Here is an 18,922-nt window from a genome sequence, read left to right as displayed (position 1 = left end):
CTGCGCTTCACTCCTGGCGGGCCCGCGGCCCGCGCTCCCACAATCAGGTGTACCCCCTTGCGCAATCACGACTCCGCCGCGACCGGCCTGCTCGCCGGCATTGCCGCCTTTCTCTTCTGGGGACTGGCACCGCTGTATTTCAAACTGCTGGATGGTATTCCATCGACGGAAATACTCGCCCACCGCAGTATCTGGGCGCTGGCGCTGGCGCTGATCATCCTTGCGCTGATCGGCAAACTGGGGGACTTTCGCACCACCCTGCACGATGGCAAGAAGATGCGCACCCTGGCCCTGTCGGCGCTGCTGATCGGCAGCAACTGGCTGGTGTTTATCTGGGCCATCACCAACCAGCATCTGCTGGATGCGAGCCTCGGCTATTACATCAACCCTCTGATCACTGTATTGCTCGGCGTACTGGTGCTGGGCGAGCGGCTGCGTCGCCTGCAGTGGGTTGCCGTGGGCCTGGCGGCGGTCGGCATCGGCTGGTACCTGTGGCAATTCGGACGGCTACCCCTGGTGGCACTGTTCCTGGCACTGTCCTTCGGCTTTTACGGCCTGGTGCGCAAACGCGCGCCCGTCGACAGCCTAACCGGCCTCGCCGTGGAAACCCTCTACATGCTGCCGCTGGCACTGGCTTACCTGGCCTGGAGCGCCAGCCCCAGCAGCAATCCGCTCAACAACAGCTGGCAACTGAACGGCCTGCTGTTGCTGGCCGGCCCCATTACGCTGACGCCGCTGCTGCTGTTCAATATCGCCGCGCGGCGCTTGAACCTGTCCACAGTGGGATTTTTGCAGTACATAGCGCCGACACTGCAACTGCTGGTGGCGGTAATGCTGTTCCACGAACCGTTCGACCGCAACACGCTGCTGACCTTTGCCTTTGTATGGTTTGGTCTGCTGCTCTATACGCTGGACGCGCTGGCACAGCGCAGAAAGCTGCGCTTGCAGAGGAAGACCGCGATTTAGTCCGCCCTCACCAATTCCCTTTAGGAGCGGCCAATGGCCGCGATCAATTTTCCGTCTTCTGCCAGACCTGATCGCGGCCATGGGCCGCTCCTACAAAATATTCACTCCGACTATTCGTTCAGCCAATCGTCCAGCGCCTTCAAAATCTGGTGCCGGTAGGGCTGTGTCTCATTGATCATCTGGTGGCGGGCGCCGCGGATAATGACGCGTTTGCTGTTGGGGAAGCGGTCGCGCACGACGCGCATGTTGTAGCGCCAGGAAACCGTCTCGTCGCCGGTGCCCTGCACCACCAGAATCGGCTTGGGGTTTTTCGCGGTCTTGGGGAAAGTCTTCAGCCAGTCCACCATGGCCCCCAGCCAGCGCATCGACATCACCGGCGACTGCAGCGGATCCCGGTGCGCCTGGCGGCGTACAAACTCGGCGTCGTGGGTGTTGATATTGAAGCCGCGATCCGGCGCCACCAGAAAGAAGCGCCCCAGGTAATACTGCCATTTGCGCAAGTGCCACTTGGCCGGGCGCACCAGTGGCGCCAGCAGGAAAACCTTGTCGAACGGCTGCCAGCAACTGTACTGCAGGTAGGCCAGCAGCGCCGCGCCGCCGGTGCTCTGACCCATCGCATGCCAGGGGCCGGGCAGCTTGTCGCGGGCTATCTGCAGCAGGCTGTCGAGTACCTGGCGGTACTGCAGGAAGGTATCTATCGCCACCGGCTCACCGCTGGACAGGCCGTGACCGGGGAAGTCGAAGATCACCACATTGAGTTGGCGCTCCAGGCCGAAGCGGATAGCCGCGCCGTAGATGCCGGTGTGATCGAAATAACCGTGGCAGATAAACAGGGTTCCGCGCGGCTGCTCCACCAGCCAGTACTGGGCCACCAGTTCGAAGCCGGCTGCGGTGAAGGTGCCGACGCCGGTCCTGCTCGCCAGCGGGAACTGCAGGTCGTAGTAGTTGCGGTATTCCTGCAACGCCGGCAGCAGCGGGCCCTCATCGGCAGCGCTGAAATCCAGTTCGGGCAATTGTTGGCGCAATGCCGAATAGTCCGGGCGTTTGAGTACCGGGCTGTGTTCGACGGTGGTGATATCTTGCAGTAGGTCCATTGGTTCAATGGTACTGCATTTTCGGGGCGGGGGAATCGACCGGGCAACACCGACGACTACAAAAAAGGGCGGACACAGGGTCCACCCTTTTATAGTTTGTCGTCATGCCGGCGAAGGCCGGCATCCAGTCTTGTGGCACCTGGGTTCAGGTACCGGATCAAGTCCGGCACAGGCTCTGCGCCGGAACGACGATAATTCAGCGTTTACTTGATCTGCGGTTCCAGCTCGCCGGCGTCGTAGCGCTGGCTCATGGCGTCGAGGCTGATCGGGCGTATCTTGCTGGCGTTGCCGGCGGTGCCGAAGGCCTCGTAGCGGGCGATACAGATATCCTTCATCGCATCCATGGCGACCTTGTAGAACTTGCGCGGGTCGAACTCGGACGGGTTCTGGGCCAGGAAGCGACGGGTGGCGCCGGTGGAGGCCAGGCGCAGGTCGGTGTCGATATTGACCTTGCGCACACCGTGCTTGATGCCCTCGCAGATCTGCTCGACCGGCACGCCGTAGGTCTCCGGGATCTCGCCGCCGAACTCGTTGATCACCGCCAGCCACTCCTGCGGCACGGAAGAGGAACCGTGCATCACCAGGTGGGTGCCCGGAATGCGCGCGTGAATTTCCTTGATGCGGTCGATGGCGAGGATATCGCCGGTGGGCGGGCGGGTGAACTTGTAGGCGCCGTGGCTGGTGCCGCAGGCGATGGCCAGGGCATCCACCTTGGTCTTCTGCACAAAGTCCGCGGCCTCTTCCGGATCGGTCAGTAGCTGGTCGTGGGACAGCACACCCTCGGCGCCGACACCGTCTTCCTCGCCGGCCATGCCGGTTTCCAGGGAGCCCAGGCAGCCCAGCTCACCCTCGACGGACACGCCACAGGCATGGGCCATGTCCACCGCGCGGCGGGTCACATCGATGTTGTAGTCGTAGGAGGCCGGAGTCTTGCCGTCCTCCTGCAGGGAACCGTCCATCATCACCGAGCTGAAGCCCAGCTGGATGGAGCGCTGGCATACCGCCGGGCTGGTGCCGTGATCCTGGTGCATCACCACCGGGATTTCCGGGAACTCCTCGATCGCGGCCAGGATCAGGTGGCGCAGGAAGGGTGCACCGGCGTATTTGCGCGCGCCGGCGGAGGCCTGCACGATCACCGGGGAGTCGGTCTGCCGCGCCGCCTCCATGATCGCGCGCATCTGTTCCAGGTTGTTGACGTTGAACGCCGGCACGCCGTAGCCGTGTTCGGCGGCGTGGTCCAGCATTTGACGCAAGCTGATTAGGGCCATGAAATTTTCCTTTCTCGTCTAAACGTAAAAACTTTTTGTCGTTATTTCGTCACCCCGGCGCAGGCCGGGGTCCAGGGCTCTTCGGCACTGGTTTCCGGCCCGCGCCGGAAAAACGACAGAAATGATCAATCTTCGGCGCGGCTTTTTTCGCCTCAATCGCCGGCGCGGCTTTCGAGCATCGCCACCGCCGGCAGTGTCTTGCCCTCCACATACTCCAGGAAGGCGCCGCCGCCGGTGGAGATATAGGAGACCTTGTCGGCGATACCGTACTTGTCCACCGCCGCCAGGGTGTCACCGCCGCCGGCGATGGAGAAGGCATCGCTGTTGGCGATGGCCTTCGACAGCTGCTCGGTGCCGCCGCCGAACTGGTCGAACTCGAACACCCCCACAGGGCCGTTCCAGATAATAGTCTTGGCTTCCTTCAGTATCTCCGCCAGCCTGGCGGAGGAATCCGGGCCTATATCGAAAATCATATCGTCGGCGGCCACCTGATCCGCGGATTTGGTCTCGGCGGCGGCGGATTCAGAGAATTCCACACCGGTGACCACATCCGTGGGCAGCGGGATATCGCACTGCTGCATCAGGGATTTGGCGGTGCCCACCAGGTCGTGCTCACACAGGGATTTGCCCACCGGCTTGCCGGCAGCGGCGAGGAAGGTGTTGGCGATGCCGCCACCGACGATCAACTGGTCCACCTTGTCGGCCAGGCTCTCCAGCACCGTCAGTTTGGTGGACACCTTGGAGCCGCCGACGATGGCAACCATCGGTCGCGCCGGCTCGGCCAGGGCCTTCTCCAGTGCGTCCAGCTCGGCGGCCAGCAGAGGGCCGGCGCAGGCAGTCGGGGCGAATTTGGCCACACCGTGAGTGGAGGCCTGGGCGCGGTGCGCGGTGCCAAAGGCGTCCATCACGAAGATGTCGCAGAGGCTCGCGTAGGCTTTCGCCAGTTCCTCGTCGTCCTTCTTCTCCCCGGGATTGAAACGCACGTTTTCCAGCAGGGCCACGTCGCCATCCGCCAGCTCGACGCCGTCGCGCCACTCCTTGACCAGCTTCACCTCGCGGCCGAGCAGCTTGCCCAGGTGCGCGGCCACCGGCGCCAGGGAGAATTCCTCATCGTACTCGCCCTCGGTGGGGCGGCCCAGGTGGGACATCAGCAGTACCCTGGCGCCGGCATTCATGGCGGACTGAATGGTGGGAAGTGCGGCGCGGATGCGCGCATCGGAGGTGACCACCCCGTCTTTGACCGGAACATTCAGGTCTTCGCGGATCAGCAGGCGCTTGCCCGCCAGGTCCAGATCCGCCATCAATTTAACTGCCATTCGCCATTCCCCCTGCTGTGCGTAACTGTGAAAAGTGGGCGCGGATTATACGCTGACGCGACGGGCCTCGCCCACCGGGCGATGGCCCGCGCGGAGTATATCAAGCCCCGCTGTAGTTGAATTACCACAGGGCCGGCGCCCCGTAGTGACAACGCTATCATTCCAGTGTCGCGCCACCGCAGTACAATGCACCATCCAGCAGAGGCTTTTACCCGGCGAGGAGATGCGGATGTCGAAGAGGCACAGGGTCCAGTTCAATGGCGGCAGCGACGCCCGCCTGGCGGGAATCCTGGAGATGCCCGAGGGGGGTGAGCCGCAGGCCTATGCGCTCTTCGCCCACTGTTTTACCTGTGGCAAGGATGTGCTGTCGGCGTCGCGCATAGCGCGCCGGCTGGCCGACCTGGGCATAGCGGTGCTGCGCTTCGACTTCACCGGCCTCGGCGCCAGCCAGGGCGACTTTGCCGATACCAACTTCTCCTCCAATGTCCGGGACCTGCTCTGCGCCGCCGAATTCCTGCGCGGCGAACGCCACCCGGCGGACCTGCTGATCGGCCACAGCCTCGGCGGCGCCGCTGTGCTGGCCGCCGCCGGCGATATCCCGGAGGCGAAGGCCATAGCCACCATCGCCGCACCGGCCGACCCGGAGCATGTGATCAGGCAGTTCGCCTGCGCCATAGATACCATCCGGCAGCAGGGCCAGGCAGAGGTGGAGCTGGCCGGGCGCCCCTTTGTTATCAAGAAGCAGTTCCTCGACGACCTGGACAGCCACAGGATGGGCTACATCCACGAGCTGGGGCGACCCCTGCTGATCTACCACTCGCCGGTGGACCAGACGGTCTCCATCGACGAGGCGGCGGATATCTACAACCGCGCCATGCACCCGAAGAGCTTTATCAGCCTGGATCACGCCGACCACTTGCTGACCCGGCGCGAGGATGCGGACTATGTGGCTAACACCCTGGCCGCCTGGGTCCAGCCCTATCTCTCCGGCGGGCCCGGCTGATGCAGCCTCTCGACGAGCACCGCGATACCTGCCCCTACTGCGGCGAAGTCATAGCCCTGCTGCTGGATTACTCGGCCGGCGAGCAGAGCTATATAGAGGATTGCCCCGTGTGCTGCCGGCCAATAGTGGTCACCCTGATGGAATCGGCTGACGGGACCATCGACGTCAGCCTGCGCCACGAGAACGAAACCGACTGACAGCCACCGTCAACAACTTGATACAGGCCCGCAATTGCCTTTGCCGCAGGCCACCGGTATAAAGTTTCAACACACTGTGCGATCCCGGTGGGCCGCGGCATATGGCACGGCAGTTCCGGCAACACAGGATAAAACAATAAATTCACCGGATTTTCCGCATTCTCGATCGAGTCTCTCGCGGCAGCGCTGCGACCCGACACCACGGAAAACAACAAGCAAGGAACCTGCTCCATGAAAACACCACACTCCCTCTGGCTGCCGGCGGCACTGGCGCTGGCCATCGCCGGCTGCGGCGAAGCACCGAAATCCGGCGCCGCCGCAAGCAGTGCAAATGATTCCTCCGCGACAACGAGTGTCGAGACTCCCCCCAAAAACTGGTCCGAAACCCAGACAAGCGCCCAGGCACTGCAAATCCCCTACGAGAAATTCACCCTGCCCAATGGCCTGCGCGTTATCGTGCACGAGGACCGCAAGGCGCCGATCGTTTCCGTGGGTGTCTGGTATCACGTGGGCTCCAAGGACGAGAAGCCCGGGCGCACCGGTTTCGCCCATCTGTTCGAGCACCTGATGTTCAACGGCTCGGAAAACTACGACGACGAATTCTTCAAGCCGTTTGAACTGGCCGGCGCCACCGGCATGAACGGCACAACATGGCTGGACCGCACCAACTATTTCGAGACGGTGCCCAGCAATGCGCTGGATATGGCCCTGTGGATGGAGTCCGACCGCATGGGCCACCTGCTCGGCGTCATCACCCAGGAGAAGCTCGACGAGCAGCGCGGTGTGGTGCAGAACGAGAAGCGCCAGGGCCAGAACCAGCCCTACGGCAAGGTGTGGGAAAAAATGCAGGCCTCCATCTTCCCCGAGGGCCACCCCTACTCCTGGACCACCATCGGCTCCATGGAGGATCTGGACGCGGCCGCACTGGAAGACGTGCACGAGTGGTTCAAGACCTACTACGGCGCCGCCAATACCGTGCTGGTATTGGCCGGCGATATCGACGTGGCGGCTGCCAAGGAAAAAGTCGGTAAATACTTCGCCGATATCCCCGCCGGGCCGCCGCTGATCAAGAAGAAGGCCTGGATCGCCAAGCGCGAGGAGTCCAAGCGCGAGCAGATGTTCGATCGCGTCGCCCAGTCGCGCATCTACAAAGTCTGGAATGCCCCCAATCTGGGCCACGAAGACGCCAATGCGATGGCCCTGGCGGCCGCGGTGTTGGGCGATGGCAAGAACTCGCGCCTGTATGAGCGCCTGGTGTACAGGGACCAGATAGCCACCAGCGTGAATGTCGCCCTGTACGAATTCGAGCTGTCCTCCATCTTCCAGGTCATTGCCGATGCCAAGCCCGGCGTCGAGCTGGCCAAGGTGGAAGCGGCCATCGAGGAAGAGCTGCAGCGTTTCCTGAAAGAGGGCCCGACCGCCGAGGAGCTAGCGCGGGTGAACATGACCGAATACGCCGCTTACGCGCGCGACCTGGAACAGGTGGGCGGCTGGAGCGGCAAGGGCGTGATACTGGCCCGCGGCGAACTCTACCTGGACAACCCCAACGGCTACCTGGACGCCGTTGCCGAAAAGCAGCAACTGACCTCGCAACAGGTCAGGGCCGCCGCGCAGAAGTGGCTGTCCAGCGGTGACTACAACCTGGAGGTGCACCCCTTCCCCGAATACAAGGTGGCCGACAGCGGCGCCGACCGCTCCAGACTGCCGGACACCGGCAAATTCCCGTCGGTTCCCTTCCCGGAGCTGCAGACCGCGGAACTCTCCAACGGCCTGAAGGTAGTACTGGCGGAGCGCAACTCGGTGCCGGTGGTCGATATGCGCCTGATTTTTGACGCCGGCTATGCCGCCGACCAGGGCAAGACACTCGGCACCGCCAGTTACGCCATGTCGATGCTGAAGGAGGGCACCCGGCATATGAGCGCGCTGGAGATCAGTGAGAAAGAGGAGATGCTCGGCGCGCGCATCGGCACGGATGCGGATATCGACACCGCGACCGTGAGCCTCAATGCGCTGACCGCCAACCTGGACGAGTCCATCGAACTCTTCGCCGAAATCGTGCGGATCCCCGCCTTCTCCGATGAGGAAATCGAGCGCAAGCGCAGCCGCTGGATCGCCGGTATCCAACAGGAGAAGACCAGGCCGGTACAGATGGCCCTGCGCAGCCTGCCGCCGCTGCTCTACGGCGCCGACCACGCCTACGGCGTGCCCTTTACCGGCACCGGTACCGAGGAATCCATCGGTTCCCTGACCCGCGACGATCTGGTCGACTACCACCAGACCTGGCTGCGCCCGGACAACGCCACCCTGGTCGCGGTGGGCGACATCACCATGGACACGCTGCTACAAAAACTGGAGCAGCAGTTTGCCGACTGGCCCGCGCCGGAAGCCCCGCTGCCGCAAAAAAACCTGGCGCGGGTGGCCCACCCGGACAAGGCCAGTGTCTTCCTGATCGACAAGCCGGATTCCGAACAGTCCATCATCATCGGCGGCCTGCTGGCGCCCTCGGAGAAGATTCCCGAGCGCGAAGCCCTGCATATGATGAACGACATCCTCGGCGGCACCTTCACCGCGCGCATCAATATGAACCTGCGCGAGGAGAAGCACTGGGCCTACGGTGCCTACTCCTTCATGACCGGTGCCAAGGGCCAGCAGCCGCTACTGGTGTACGCCCCGGTACAGACCGACAAGACCAGCGACTCCCTGGCGGAACTGCAGCGGGAATTGCGGGCCTATATCGGCGGCGAGCCGGCGGAAGCCGCCGAGCTGCAGAAGGTGAAGGACAAACGCATCAACGAACTGCCCGGACGCTTCGAAACCATCGCCGCGGTTTCCGGTGCTGTATCCAGTATGGTGACCTACGATCGGCCGCTGAATTATATGGACGGCTACGCCGAGCAGATCCGCGGCGCTGACTTGAAGACCATCCACAAGCTGGCGCGGCAGACCATCAAGCCTGAACAGTTTATCTGGGTGATCGTCGGCGATAAGAAGAAGATCGAAAAAGGCATTCGCGGTCTGGATATAGGCCCGATTGCCGAGCTGAATGTCGACGGCAAACCCGTCGGTGAGACTGTCGCAGCCGGGGGGCACTAGCCAACCCCGGGTCCGACCCGCAGCCGCAGGTATTGCCTGCGGCTGCGGCCGGCTGAAATCCGCCGGATCACAGCACCTACCGATATCCGGCGAAATTCGGGCAGCGAAAAATCAATTCAATTCCACACTCACAGTCGCCCCCGGAAAAAATTTCCCGCGAACCCCATTCCTTCACCCGCCAGATTTCCACGCCCATCAGTCGACAGTGACACAAATGTCACAATATTTGCTTCATTCAGTTATCAACGAAAGAGTGCAACCGCCGGCGGGGCTCGGGCAATGCGCCTGTAATTACCGCTGACTGCAGGGTTTCTATTTCAACAATCGGTACTGATGTGCAAAAAATTTCAGATGGCGCCAATTAATTGGACGAGCCGGAAAGTGATTTCCCCAAGAGAAAGTCGAGAAATAAAAAATAAATCAAAAAAACTGGAAAAACATTGTGTATGTAGGACATTGCCACTTGGCGACAAGGTAACAACTGTTACTATCGCTTTTCCCACCAGCGGTCGGCGCTCCCGGCACTTCTCTTAGGGAAAATAAAAGCCGCGGAGCCCGGGTGGAAAACTATTCCAAAATAATTATTTCAATAAGAAAAGTATTTTTCTGGAGCATTATAATGAAAAAGAAGTTACCGCTGTTTGCAGCCAGCGCCCTCGCACTGGCGATGTCAGCGCAAGTCAGCGCCGCCGACGACAGATACATTATCAAGTTCAAGGAAGGCAAGGGTCCCGCCGTTAAAGCGCAAATGAAACAGCACGGCGGCCGCTCGGCCCTGGCGCTGGAAAAGCGCAGCGCAATGGCAGCCCACCTGCCGCAAAAGGCACTGCAGGCACTGCAGAAAAACCCTAACGTCGAGTACGTCGAGGAGGATGTGAAGCGCTACCTGCTGTCCCAGGAAGTACCTTTCGGCATCCCGATGGTGCAGGCTGACCTGGTCAGCGACGGCGTGGCCGGCAACCGCACCGTGTGTATTATCGACTCCGGCTACGATATAGCCCACGAGGACCTGTCCGGCAACGCCGTGAGCGGTACCAATGATTCCGGCACCGGCAACTGGTATGAAGACCGGAACAGCCACGGCACCCACGTGGCCGGCACCATCGCCGCGATGAACAACGGCGTCGGCGTTGTCGGCGTGATGCCGAGCAGCAATATCAATCTGCATATCGTCAAGGTGTTCAATGCCGACGGCTGGGGCTACTCATCATCCCTGGTGGCCGCCGCGGATACCTGTGCCGCCAACGGCGCCAACGTGATCAATATGAGCCTGGGCGGCGATCGCGCCTCCAAAACTGAAGAGCGCGCCTTCACCGACCTCTACAACAGCGGCATCCTCTCCATCGCCGCCGCCGGCAACGACGGCAACACCCGCCACTCCTATCCGGCCTCCTACGACGCCGTGGTTTCCGTGGCAGCGATCGACAGCGACAAGATGATCGCCGACTTCTCCCAGCAGACAGACCAGGTTGAGATGTCCGGCCCTGGCGTGGACGTGCTCTCTTCTGTACCGGTGGGTATGGGCCGCAACACCGACCTGACCGTCGCCGGCAGTGCCGTTGAAACCGCCGGTATGGACGGCAGCCCGGAAGCCTCCGCCACCGGTGCCCTGGCCGACTGCGGTACCGGTGAGTCCGCCTGCACCACTGCCGCCGGCAAGGTATGCCTGATCCAGCGCGGCAATATCAGCTTTGCAGACAAGGTGCTGAACTGTGAAGCCGGTGGCGGTATCGCTGCGGTGATCTACAACAACGAGCCTGGCATACTCAACGGTACCCTGGGCGAGACGGTCACCTCCATTCCGTCCGCTGGCATCTCCGACACCGACGGTGCGGCGCTGCTGAACCAGCTGGGTGCCAGCGCCACCCTGAACGTTGAGGCCAGCGATTACGCCTACTTCAACGGCACCTCCATGGCCTCCCCTCACGTGGCCGGCGTATCCGCGCTGGTGTGGAGCCACTACCCCAACTGCGCTCCGGGTGAAATCCGCGCGGCCCTGAATGCCACGGCAGAGGACCTGGGTGCGGCCGGCCGCGACAATGCCTACGGCAATGGTCTGGTGCAGGCCAAGGACGCGGTGGACTACCTGGCGGCCAACGCCTGTACCGGCACCAACCCCGGTGACGGCGGCGGCAGCGGCGGTGGCGGCAATGGCGGTGGTAAGGGCGGCGGCAAGCCCAAGAACAAGTAACCGCTTATCTCCACAATAAAAAGGGGCCCTCGAGCCCCTTTCCTGTTTTCCATCCGTCGCAGCAATCAGTCGCTATTGGGCAGCACCGCCTCCTTTTCTTCCTCGCGCAACACCTGCAACCGCGCACTGGTCTCCGCAGCGGTTTCCTTCTTTGGCGATAAATCCTGCACTTTACCGGTTTCCTTCAGGGCATTGTCCGTCGCCCGCCGCTCCGCACTGTAGTTCGGCGCCAGTGTCAGCTTGGGCGCATTGCTGTTGAAGCCGATCAGCACCCAGATAAAAAACAGCAGGCACAGGAAGCGAATCACCAGGCTGCGGTCCAGCAGCCAGTGCATGCCTTCTCCCCGCGCGTGCAGCAGCCGCACGCGGAAGAAGACATTCAGGGCCAGCAGTACACAGGCGGCGATCACTACCCAGGTGGCCAGGCCGCCGAGCACGGCGACCAGCCAGTTGGAAATCTGCAGATTGAGTTCCATCACCGCCTCCCCTTAACGACTCTTCTTCGCCACGTGTTTTATTTCACTGCCGAACACCGCCTGCTGCAGGCCTATGGTGCCCAGTGCCTCCACCGGCACAAACACTTTGTTTTCGGATTCGGCCATGCGATCCAGCACTTCCAGGGTGCGGTAGGCCAGGTACTTGTCGGTAACGGATTTCGCCAGCAGGTCATTCACCTCCTTCTGGCCCATGGCCTTCTCCCGCGCGATGGCGCGGTTCATTTTCTCCCGCTCCAGGTCCCGCTCCATCTGGATCTTCTGGATCTCGAACTGGGCCTTCTCCTGCTCTATCAACTCGCGGCGCTCGGCGGCGCGCTCCTTGGCTTCGGTAACCACCTTGGGGAACTGCACATCGGCCAGGCCCAGGCGCTTGACCACGATGGGCGTGCCCCGCAGGGCCACGTCGACCTCGGCAAACAGTTCCTGGCTCAATGCCTCGCGGCTGGAGGCGATCTCGTTGATCGAATACTTGGCCACCACCCTGCGCACCACATCGCGGATCACCGGCTGCGCATAGGTGTTGTAGACATGACTGACCGATATATTGCTGTTGGACGGCGGTATGCGGTCGAAGATGTTGTCGATCATCTCGCCGTTGATAGCGCCGGTCATACGCACGTCGAAGCTCATATTGAGCTGGTCTTTGGGCATAAACAGCTTGAACTGTTCCCTGTGCCCGAAATCCGCTATGGCCAGGGTGACCAGCTTGTCACAGTAGTAGAGGCACATATCCAGCCGGAACTTGGAGGGCGGCACCGTCTCCGGCTTGTAGCCGTTCTTGGTCAGTATCTTGCCCACATGGGCCGGTGGCACCTCGACCCTGTCGGCACAGGCGGACAGTACCAAAGCGGCGAGAACGACCATCAGCTTTGAAATGAAACGCATCAAATTTCCCCAACTCATCTTTTTGATTTCCCGTACCATATGCCACCGGAAAATAGGCCGCAAGCCGCGACGCCGGTGGTCCGGGGCCCATTATATGGTTTAATAAACTTTCAGATTATTGAAGAAGCAGAGATATGGAACTCGAATTTCTCACCGCGACCCTGTTCAACCTGGGTATCAACCTGCTGTACACATTGCTGGCACTGTTCATCGGCATAGTGGCCCTGATCGCCATCGACAAGAAGCTGCTGAAGCATGTGGATATCGAGGGTGAACTGAAGAACGGCAATATCGCGGTGGCCATCTTTGCCTCGACGATCCTGATTTTCGTCGCACTGATTATTTCCTTCGGGCTGAAGGGTTAAACGCAGTGCGCAGCTGGCTGATCCCCACCGGTATTGCCCTGGCGCTGCTGCTGCCGGAGTTGCTGCGCATATCCGGAGAAGAAGGGCGGGAAACACGCGCGGTCAAACAGCAGCTGGACGACGCCATCGCACGCCGGTTCGACGGCGACGCCGACTCCCCGAGCAGCCGCAGGGACCGCCAGTACGGCGTGGTGCGGGTACAGGGCAGCAGCCGGCCCCTGCCGGAGGAGACCATCCAGGAGATAGTCGCCAAGCGCAGTGTCGAGCAGAGCGCCTACGTCTCTGTGTGGAACTGGCAGGGCATAAACCAGGTCACCGCCTCGGCCCGCGGCCTCGACAACAAACATCACTTTGCCAACAGCTACCTGGTCGGCTTCCAGCCCTTCAAGACCCGCCAGCTGTGGGTGCCCCTCTACACCCTGGCGATCCGCAAGGAGTACCAGTACGACCACCTGCAGTACGCTGGCCTCGCCGATATCTGGCAGACCTCCCGCCAGGCGTTTTACCAGAAACGCGGCGACTGCGAGGACCACGCGATACTGCTGGCGGATTGGCTGATCAATCTGGGCGTGGATGCGCGGGTCGCGCTCGGCACCCACAATGGCCAGGGCCACGCCTGGGTGGTGGCAATCGTGGATGACAGGGAATATCTGCTGGAGGCTACCAGCAAGCGGCGCCTGTCCAGCTGGCAGGCGATGCCGCTGGCGGCATTGGCCGAGGGCTACGAGGTGGAATTCCAGTTCAACCGCAATTTCTTCTGGGCCAAGCAGGATGCCAGCCCGACGCGCAAATATCGCGGCAGCCACTGGGTAAAGAAATCCCAGTTTATCCGCAGCTGACTTCGCGCTTAAAGCCGAAAGATACGTAGGGTGCGCCGTGCGCACCAACGGCGACGGCACGAATCTTGTGGGAGCCTGCCCTGCAGGCGATGGAATCTGCTGCCACACTCCTTTATCGCCTGCAGGGCAGGCTCCCACAGCGCACTTAAAGTGCGTTAAATGGGCGAGCCCGGCGGCATCGCCTTCAGATCTCCCGCTTCAATTTTCAGCTCGCCATCCGTAAAGGCGGCGATGCGCTGCGCCTGGTAGAAATAGTGGGCGCTGTAGCCCTCCGGGTCCTCACCGAAGAGTTTCATTCCCCCCAGCGCCTGCCGGAATTTGGCCAGTTGCAGACTGGCCTGGGCGCGCACCGGTTCCGCTGCGTTCTTGTCGCCGGCCAGCTGCATCAGCCGCTGGATATAGGCGTGGTTGACGCGCTGGTGAATGACCGCCTGCAGGCCGGAATAGCTGTCCGCGGCCAGCGCCCGCTCCGTCAGCCTGTCGAGCAGCGAACCGAAGCCGGGGATTTCGCTGCTGCGCGCGTGCTGCTGCCCCAGGCGCGCGGCGCGCTGCGGGTCCAGCAGTATGGACAGGGTGTGGCCAGCGGCGGCCTCACTCATGGCCACCGCATCGAAAGCGACGCCGGTGTAGGAAGGGAAGCTCTCATCGGTGCGCCCGTAGCCGTAGGATTTGGGGGGCAGCAGCTGCAGTACCCGCTCCGGCAGTGCCAGGAATTCCGGCTCCAGCGTGGACAGCAATGCGTCTATCGCCCGCTGCTGGCGCTCCGCCGGCACCAGGGTGTAGCTGTTCTGGTCGGCGCCGTTGTACAGATAGTCGTAGTCCAGGCCGCCGATCAGCTTGCCCACCGCCTCCGCCTGGTAGCGGTGACCGTAGTAGACGGGCACCAGTGTCTCCTCCAGGGAGGAGCGCGGCGCACCCTGCGGATTGGCCGCGGCGGAGAAGTTATCCAGCGCGTGGCGGCGCAGCTCGGCCATGCGCGCGAACTCCGCCAGCGGGTCGGCGCCGTTGTCCCACAGGTGGGAGACCGCGTGGGCATTGTTGATTGCGCGGGAATCCGGATCTGAGATAAAGCGCAGCTTCTGCGTCTCGGCCTCGGCGATCACACCGGCCAGGTACCGCCGCTCGTTTTCACCGTTTCCGTATCCGTAACGGATGGCCAGCTTGTCCCAGGCACCGATTCCGGTCGCGTAGGCTTCGGACAGCTCCAGCTCTTCCCCCTGCAGTGATACCAGCGGCGCCGGGTAGTCCATCACCGAGGCGCGGCCGTCGATGCTGGCGGCGAAGTTGTGGGCCAGCCCCAGGGTGTGTCCCACCTCGTGGGCGGACAGCTGGCGGATACGCGCCAGGGCCATCGCCTTCAGAGCTTCCGTATCGATCTTCTCATCTCCGTAGGGTTGCAGCAGTCCCTGGGCGATCAGGAAATCCTGGCGCACCCGTAGCGAACCCAGGGTGACATTGCCCTTGATGATCTCCCCGGTGCGCGGGTCCGCGATCGAGTAGCCGTAGGACCAGCCGCGGGTGGACCTGTGAACCCAGTTGATCACGTTGTAGCGCACATCCAGCGGGTCGACATCTTCCGGCAGCATCTCCACGCGGAAGGCATTTTTATAGCCGGCCGCCTCGAAGGCCTGGTTCCACCAGCTGGCGCCCTCCACCAGCGCGCTGCGCACTGGCTCCGGCACACCCGAGTCCACGTAGTAGACGATCGGCTCCACGACTTCGTCGCTACCCGGCTTCTTCTGCAATCGGTGGCGGTAGATAAAGCGCTGGTCCAGCGGCTGGTCGATGGCAGTCGCATAATCGCGGAACTCGAACGGGAAATAGCCGCTGCGGCTGTGGAAAGGGCGCGGCTGGTAGCCGTCGTCCGGCAGCGCCACCAGGGAGATATGCTGGCGCAGGGATACCAGCGTCGGGGTCGGCACCACCTCCCGCAGGTATTTGCCCGGCGCAGCGCCGGCAAAGGTCAGCTGCGCCTCGAACTCGCTGTTCTCGGGGAAGTTTTTCGTGCGCGGCAGGTAAATGGCGGACTTGGAAGCATCAATGCTGTAGCTACCCTGCTCCGTATCCTTCAAACGCTGGGCGATACCGTGCTGGTCGCTGAGCAGGAAGGGGGTGAAGTCCACCAGCACCCGCTCATCTTTCTGTGCCAGCACCTCGAAGCCCCAGAGCACCGAGGACGCGAAGGCCTCGGCCACCGCGCGCCGCTCGGCAGCATTGTCCGACCGGGCACGGTACTTCAGGTTCAGCTGGTGCAGCAGCACCCGGTTGCCCACCCGCTGGAACTGCACCAGCCGGTTGTCCCCCACCTGGTTGCGATCCAGCCCCACCGGATTGGACCCCAGCCCCTGGGCCAAGCCGGTCAGCAGCAGGAACTCGCGCTCGAAGTCGGCGATCTCCAGCAGCACCCGGCCGGATTCGTCATCCCAGTAGAAGTCGTGATAGCCGGCGTGCTTCTGCATGCCGGCGGTGTAGTCGGTGATGGTCTTGGCCTGCGCGGCCGCGCTGAGCAGCGCCAGGGCCGCCGCGAACAGTAGCTTGCGTATCGACATATGCTGTCCCCAAGTTATTAGATTTCTGGGATGACCCGGCTGTAGTCCCAGGGTCTCCGCGGGCAGTGGGATAGGTTAACATTTAATCTGCCAAATGGCGCTGACCTGACTTGAGGTCCATCCTGAACGTATCCGTCAAAAAAATATCCATCGCTGCATCCAAAAGTGGCCTGAGGGCCGTCTCTAACACAACAAGAAGAATCCGGAGACCCGACTCATGTGGAAACCACTCGCAATATCGACGCTGATCGCCATCAGCACCGCGGCGCAGGCCGAAGGTATCAACCTCACCATCTCGGACGATCAGCACTGCAGCGCCGAACTGGACTATTCCGTCCGCGTCGGTCCCGACTTCTACGAGGTCCGCAATGGCAACAGCGACACCGCACCGCTGGTCCGCTATCAGTCCCCGCAACAGCTCGTCGTCGCAGGCGAGACGGTGGCACTCGACGAGCACCAGCAACAACTGCTGCGGGACTATCAAATGCAGCTACACGGCACCGGCAGGGAGATACTGCTCATTTCCCTGGAAGCCGTGGAAGTGGCGCTGAACGGCATGTCCATCGCGATAACCGCACTCGCGGGCGCCGATCACCCCGACAACATCGAACTGCAACAGGCGTCGGAGGAGATATTGCGCCGTACCGAGGAGCGCCTCAACCGCGAAGGGGAAATCTACACCCTCGGGGATCCGGATATCGACGAATACATCGAGCAGGCGGTCGAGCAGGAGTTCGAGCCCAAGATCGAAAAACTGGCCCGGGATTCGGCCGGCACTATCGCCTGGCACGCACTCAAGGCTGTGTTTACCGGTGGCCAGAGTATCGAACAGAACGCGGAGCAGATGGCGGAAGAAGTGGAGCGGGAGGTCGAACAGCGGGCGAAGAGCCTGGAAAGGCGCGCCGATGAGCTCTGTCAGCAGCTTGAGAGTATCGATCGAATCGAGGGCGAGTTACATCAGTCCGTCCCCGCCCTGGCGACCTACGATATTGTGAAGATGAAATAGAAAGAACACTACCCCCCAGAGTGGTCTGGCCGCCTTGTGCGGCCTTTTTTCAAAGAGGAATGCTAAATATAGCGCTGAACTAGTCCAACTAATGGCTACCCCGGTAGCAGCCTAAGTTGTCCACAGATCCTAAGGGGGCAACTGTCAGGTTAAACTAAGCGCCGAATTGTTGATCCCCCCCCTTTTTTGTAGGGGAACGGCAGGCCCCCGGCAGTTTACACCCTGCCGGGGCTCTGTTTAAAGGGATGCCAAAAATAGATCCGTCCCCTTTTCTTTCCCCTGTTGGTGAGCCTGCCCAGGTACCAGCGACTGCTGCCACGACATAGCCATAGTCAGCCAACTGTTAGGTGAATACTCTCACTGTACAATCCGGGTCTGGCCCCGACCCCTGCATTCCGGATTGTGATTATCAAGACAAAAACTATTCAACAGTAAATAGTTCATCCACCAGGATTGTTCCGGAGTGTCCGCTCATATGCCCACGAGAGTGGTAGTCAAATTTTCCTCGAATCATTACATAAGAGCTGTCAAAATCTTTTAACTTCAACTCACCCGAACTCGCCCCTTCTTTTGAGTGTAATTTTATCTCTGAAGACTCAGATACCCAAAGAGAATTTTCGGTCAAACCTGCCACAGCAACGTCTTTACTTAGATAGATTGCTATATCTTCATGTTTCACTTTAAGAAACCCCCTTACGATTATTTCTTTTCCATGGAACTGAGAGGGGTCGCATATAACTCTCACCAAGGGAACAACTTCTACCGACGAAGGTGTACATCCCTGCATCAAACCTAAAGCTAAAAATAAGGCAGCAATTTTTTTATGGACCATACTGTTCACTCTTAACTATATATTATTTATATGTTTTGGTGGAATGTAGACTGCCTGAGATCGCTCCAACTGAATGCTAAAACTTTGAGAATTAGTTGAAAACAGAGAGTAATTCCCACTGTATGTGTCATATTTTAGCAAACGATTACTCGGTGTTGCCAAGTAAGCGTATCTAATTGTGCCGCGACTTGAAGCAGCTCTTGTTCTAGCGTTATTTACATCTGCTTGAGAAAATTTTTCTCCAACATACGCAGCGCTATCCGCCCCATGAGTATGCATTACTGCTACCGTCGTAGAGAAGAATGGACTAGAAGCATTCATCGATTCCACAGAGTGCGCCTCTCCAATAGCTGGGTTTACACTGTAGCCATATTTACCTGTCCACCAGCTACGCCAAATTCTGATTCCGTACTCCGTGTCAGACTCAATTGACAGATGGTTGTAGGCTTTTCTGGCGGCATTCGCGGCACCATCAGGCGTTGCGAATTGACCATTTTTTGTTTCATCAGAACTTAAGTTATCGCTGCCTGATTCTTCTAATGGAACAGCACCTTCTTCACCAGGTGATTTAGCATCAACAAGGTTACTCCCTCCCGAACCGTCCCTTTGTGCTACCCAAGCAAACGCAGCCGTTGCGGCGCCGCTAATGAACTTACCACCGGTCGCATCCGAAATAGCCCCGGAAACAAGCATCCGCGTGACCAAGCCGGTGTCCTTGCTGAAACCTCCTCCGACTCCTGCCGACACAAATCCATGCCCGAACTTGCCGCCGCCTAGAGTAGAGACGACTCCGCCCACAAAGCCGCGCACAGCGAAGGCTT

The 18,922-nt window shown here is 60.8% G+C and carries 16 protein-coding genes; 8 read left to right on the top strand and 8 right to left on the bottom strand.

The features are described from left to right. Window positions 1-57 precede the first annotated feature (57 nt). The gene (gene rarD, locus IG627_RS00080; protein WP_193189101.1) at window positions 58-966 is read left to right on the top strand and encodes an EamA family transporter RarD; all 909 of its coding nucleotides are present in this window, start codon (window positions 58-60) and stop codon (window positions 964-966) included. A 110-nt stretch (window positions 967-1,076) separates the two neighbouring features. Here the strand turns inward: rarD and IG627_RS00075 are convergent, their stop codons facing one another. The 3 genes from IG627_RS00075 to IG627_RS00065 form a co-directional block, all read right to left on the bottom strand. Next, the gene (locus tag IG627_RS00075; RefSeq protein ID WP_193189100.1) at window positions 1,077-2,060 is read right to left on the bottom strand and encodes an alpha/beta hydrolase; all 984 of its coding nucleotides are present in this window, start codon (window positions 2,058-2,060) and stop codon (window positions 1,077-1,079) included. A gap of 203 nt (window positions 2,061-2,263) precedes the next feature. Beyond that, window positions 2,264-3,328: a class II fructose-bisphosphate aldolase gene (gene fba / locus IG627_RS00070; protein ID WP_193189099.1), complete on the bottom strand. Its 1,065-nt coding sequence runs from the start codon at window positions 3,326-3,328 to the stop codon at window positions 2,264-2,266. Between the two features lie 152 nt (window positions 3,329-3,480). Further along, entirely contained in the window at window positions 3,481-4,644 is a 1,164-nt protein-coding gene (locus IG627_RS00065; protein WP_193189098.1) for a phosphoglycerate kinase, read from the bottom strand. A 229-nt stretch (window positions 4,645-4,873) separates the two neighbouring features. Here IG627_RS00065 and IG627_RS00060 point away from each other — a divergent pair, with 229 nt between their 5' ends. From IG627_RS00060 to IG627_RS00045, 4 genes are all read left to right on the top strand, one after another. Continuing rightward, window positions 4,874-5,647 (top strand): alpha/beta hydrolase family protein, encoded by a 774-nt coding sequence (locus tag IG627_RS00060; protein WP_193189097.1) that lies wholly within the window; start codon window positions 4,874-4,876, stop codon window positions 5,645-5,647. Beyond that, the gene (locus tag IG627_RS00055; protein WP_193189096.1) at window positions 5,647-5,844 is read left to right on the top strand and encodes a CPXCG motif-containing cysteine-rich protein; all 198 of its coding nucleotides are present in this window, start codon (window positions 5,647-5,649) and stop codon (window positions 5,842-5,844) included. The genes IG627_RS00060 and IG627_RS00055 overlap by 1 nt, the downstream gene beginning before the upstream one ends. 231 nt (window positions 5,845-6,075) lie before the next feature. Beyond that, window positions 6,076-8,937: a M16 family metallopeptidase gene (locus tag IG627_RS00050; RefSeq protein ID WP_193189095.1), complete on the top strand. Its 2,862-nt coding sequence runs from the start codon at window positions 6,076-6,078 to the stop codon at window positions 8,935-8,937. A gap of 619 nt (window positions 8,938-9,556) precedes the next feature. Then, entirely contained in the window at window positions 9,557-11,128 is a 1,572-nt protein-coding gene (locus IG627_RS00045) for a S8 family serine peptidase (protein WP_193189094.1), read from the top strand. A gap of 65 nt (window positions 11,129-11,193) precedes the next feature. Here the strand turns inward: IG627_RS00045 and IG627_RS00040 are convergent, their stop codons facing one another. Together IG627_RS00040 and IG627_RS00035 are read right to left on the bottom strand one after the other, a co-directional pair. Then, entirely contained in the window at window positions 11,194-11,604 is a 411-nt protein-coding gene (locus IG627_RS00040; protein ID WP_193189093.1) for a hypothetical protein, read from the bottom strand. 12 nt (window positions 11,605-11,616) lie between these two features. Next, a complete protein-coding gene (locus IG627_RS00035) occupies window positions 11,617-12,510 on the bottom strand; it encodes an SPFH domain-containing protein (protein ID WP_193189092.1) in 894 nt (297 codons plus the stop codon). 134 nt (window positions 12,511-12,644) lie between these two features. Here IG627_RS00035 and IG627_RS00030 point away from each other — a divergent pair, with 134 nt between their 5' ends. Both IG627_RS00030 and IG627_RS00025 read left to right on the top strand, forming a co-directional pair. Continuing rightward, entirely contained in the window at window positions 12,645-12,875 is a 231-nt protein-coding gene (locus IG627_RS00030) for a DUF350 domain-containing protein (protein ID WP_193189091.1), read from the top strand. Window positions 12,876-12,880: 5 nt separating this feature from the next. Further along, complete coding sequence (locus IG627_RS00025) at window positions 12,881-13,714, top strand: transglutaminase domain-containing protein (RefSeq protein ID WP_319024452.1); 834 nt, start codon at window positions 12,881-12,883, stop codon at window positions 13,712-13,714. Between the two features lie 155 nt (window positions 13,715-13,869). Here IG627_RS00025 and IG627_RS00020 read toward each other — a convergent pair whose 3' ends face one another. Continuing rightward, window positions 13,870-16,263 carry a zinc-dependent metalloprotease gene (locus IG627_RS00020; RefSeq protein WP_193189090.1) on the bottom strand — a complete coding sequence of 798 codons (2,394 nt, stop codon included), beginning with the start codon at window positions 16,261-16,263 and terminating at the stop codon, window positions 13,870-13,872. A 217-nt stretch (window positions 16,264-16,480) separates the two neighbouring features. Between IG627_RS00020 and IG627_RS00015 the strand changes: the two genes are divergently transcribed. Beyond that, a complete protein-coding gene (locus IG627_RS00015; protein WP_193189089.1) occupies window positions 16,481-17,269 on the top strand; it encodes a DUF2884 family protein in 789 nt (262 codons plus the stop codon). 421 nt (window positions 17,270-17,690) lie between these two features. On the opposite strand, the gene IG627_RS00010 is transcribed toward IG627_RS00015, so the two are convergent. Beyond that, window positions 17,691-18,101 (bottom strand): hypothetical protein, encoded by a 411-nt coding sequence (locus IG627_RS00010; RefSeq protein WP_193189088.1) that lies wholly within the window; start codon window positions 18,099-18,101, stop codon window positions 17,691-17,693. A gap of 15 nt (window positions 18,102-18,116) precedes the next feature. Beyond that, on the bottom strand, window positions 18,117-18,922 hold an 806-nt coding region (locus tag IG627_RS00005; RefSeq protein ID WP_193189087.1), incomplete at its 5' end, for a DUF4329 domain-containing protein.

This window comes from Microbulbifer taiwanensis (assembly GCF_014904815.1).
GTDB classification, from domain to species: Bacteria; Pseudomonadota; Gammaproteobacteria; order Pseudomonadales; family Cellvibrionaceae; genus Microbulbifer; species Microbulbifer taiwanensis.
This window is presented reverse-complemented; position numbering and strand designations above follow the sequence as displayed.

Bases quoted from the DNA above. Each gene is read 5' to 3' on its own strand.
- IG627_RS00030 (WP_193189091.1), top strand. From the start codon at position 12,645: ATGGAACTCGAATTTCTCACCGCGACCCTGTTCAACCTGGGTATCAAC.
- IG627_RS00015 (WP_193189089.1), top strand. From the start codon at position 16,481: ATGTGGAAACCACTCGCAATATCGACGCTGATCGCCATCAGCACCGCG.
- IG627_RS00010 (WP_193189088.1), bottom strand. From the start codon at position 18,101: ATGGTCCATAAAAAAATTGCTGCCTTATTTTTAGCTTTAGGTTTGATG.
- IG627_RS00040 (WP_193189093.1), bottom strand. From the start codon at position 11,604: ATGGAACTCAATCTGCAGATTTCCAACTGGCTGGTCGCCGTGCTCGGC.
- IG627_RS00055 (WP_193189096.1), top strand. From the start codon at position 5,647: ATGCAGCCTCTCGACGAGCACCGCGATACCTGCCCCTACTGCGGCGAA.
- IG627_RS00035 (WP_193189092.1), bottom strand. From the start codon at position 12,510: ATGCGTTTCATTTCAAAGCTGATGGTCGTTCTCGCCGCTTTGGTACTG.
- IG627_RS00045 (WP_193189094.1), top strand. From the start codon at position 9,557: ATGAAAAAGAAGTTACCGCTGTTTGCAGCCAGCGCCCTCGCACTGGCG.
- fba (WP_193189099.1), bottom strand. From the start codon at position 3,328: ATGGCCCTAATCAGCTTGCGTCAAATGCTGGACCACGCCGCCGAACAC.
- IG627_RS00075 (WP_193189100.1), bottom strand. From the start codon at position 2,060: ATGGACCTACTGCAAGATATCACCACCGTCGAACACAGCCCGGTACTC.
- IG627_RS00060 (WP_193189097.1), top strand. From the start codon at position 4,874: ATGTCGAAGAGGCACAGGGTCCAGTTCAATGGCGGCAGCGACGCCCGC.
- IG627_RS00050 (WP_193189095.1), top strand. From the start codon at position 6,076: ATGAAAACACCACACTCCCTCTGGCTGCCGGCGGCACTGGCGCTGGCC.
- IG627_RS00020 (WP_193189090.1), bottom strand. From the start codon at position 16,263: ATGTCGATACGCAAGCTACTGTTCGCGGCGGCCCTGGCGCTGCTCAGC.
- IG627_RS00065 (WP_193189098.1), bottom strand. From the start codon at position 4,644: ATGGCAGTTAAATTGATGGCGGATCTGGACCTGGCGGGCAAGCGCCTG.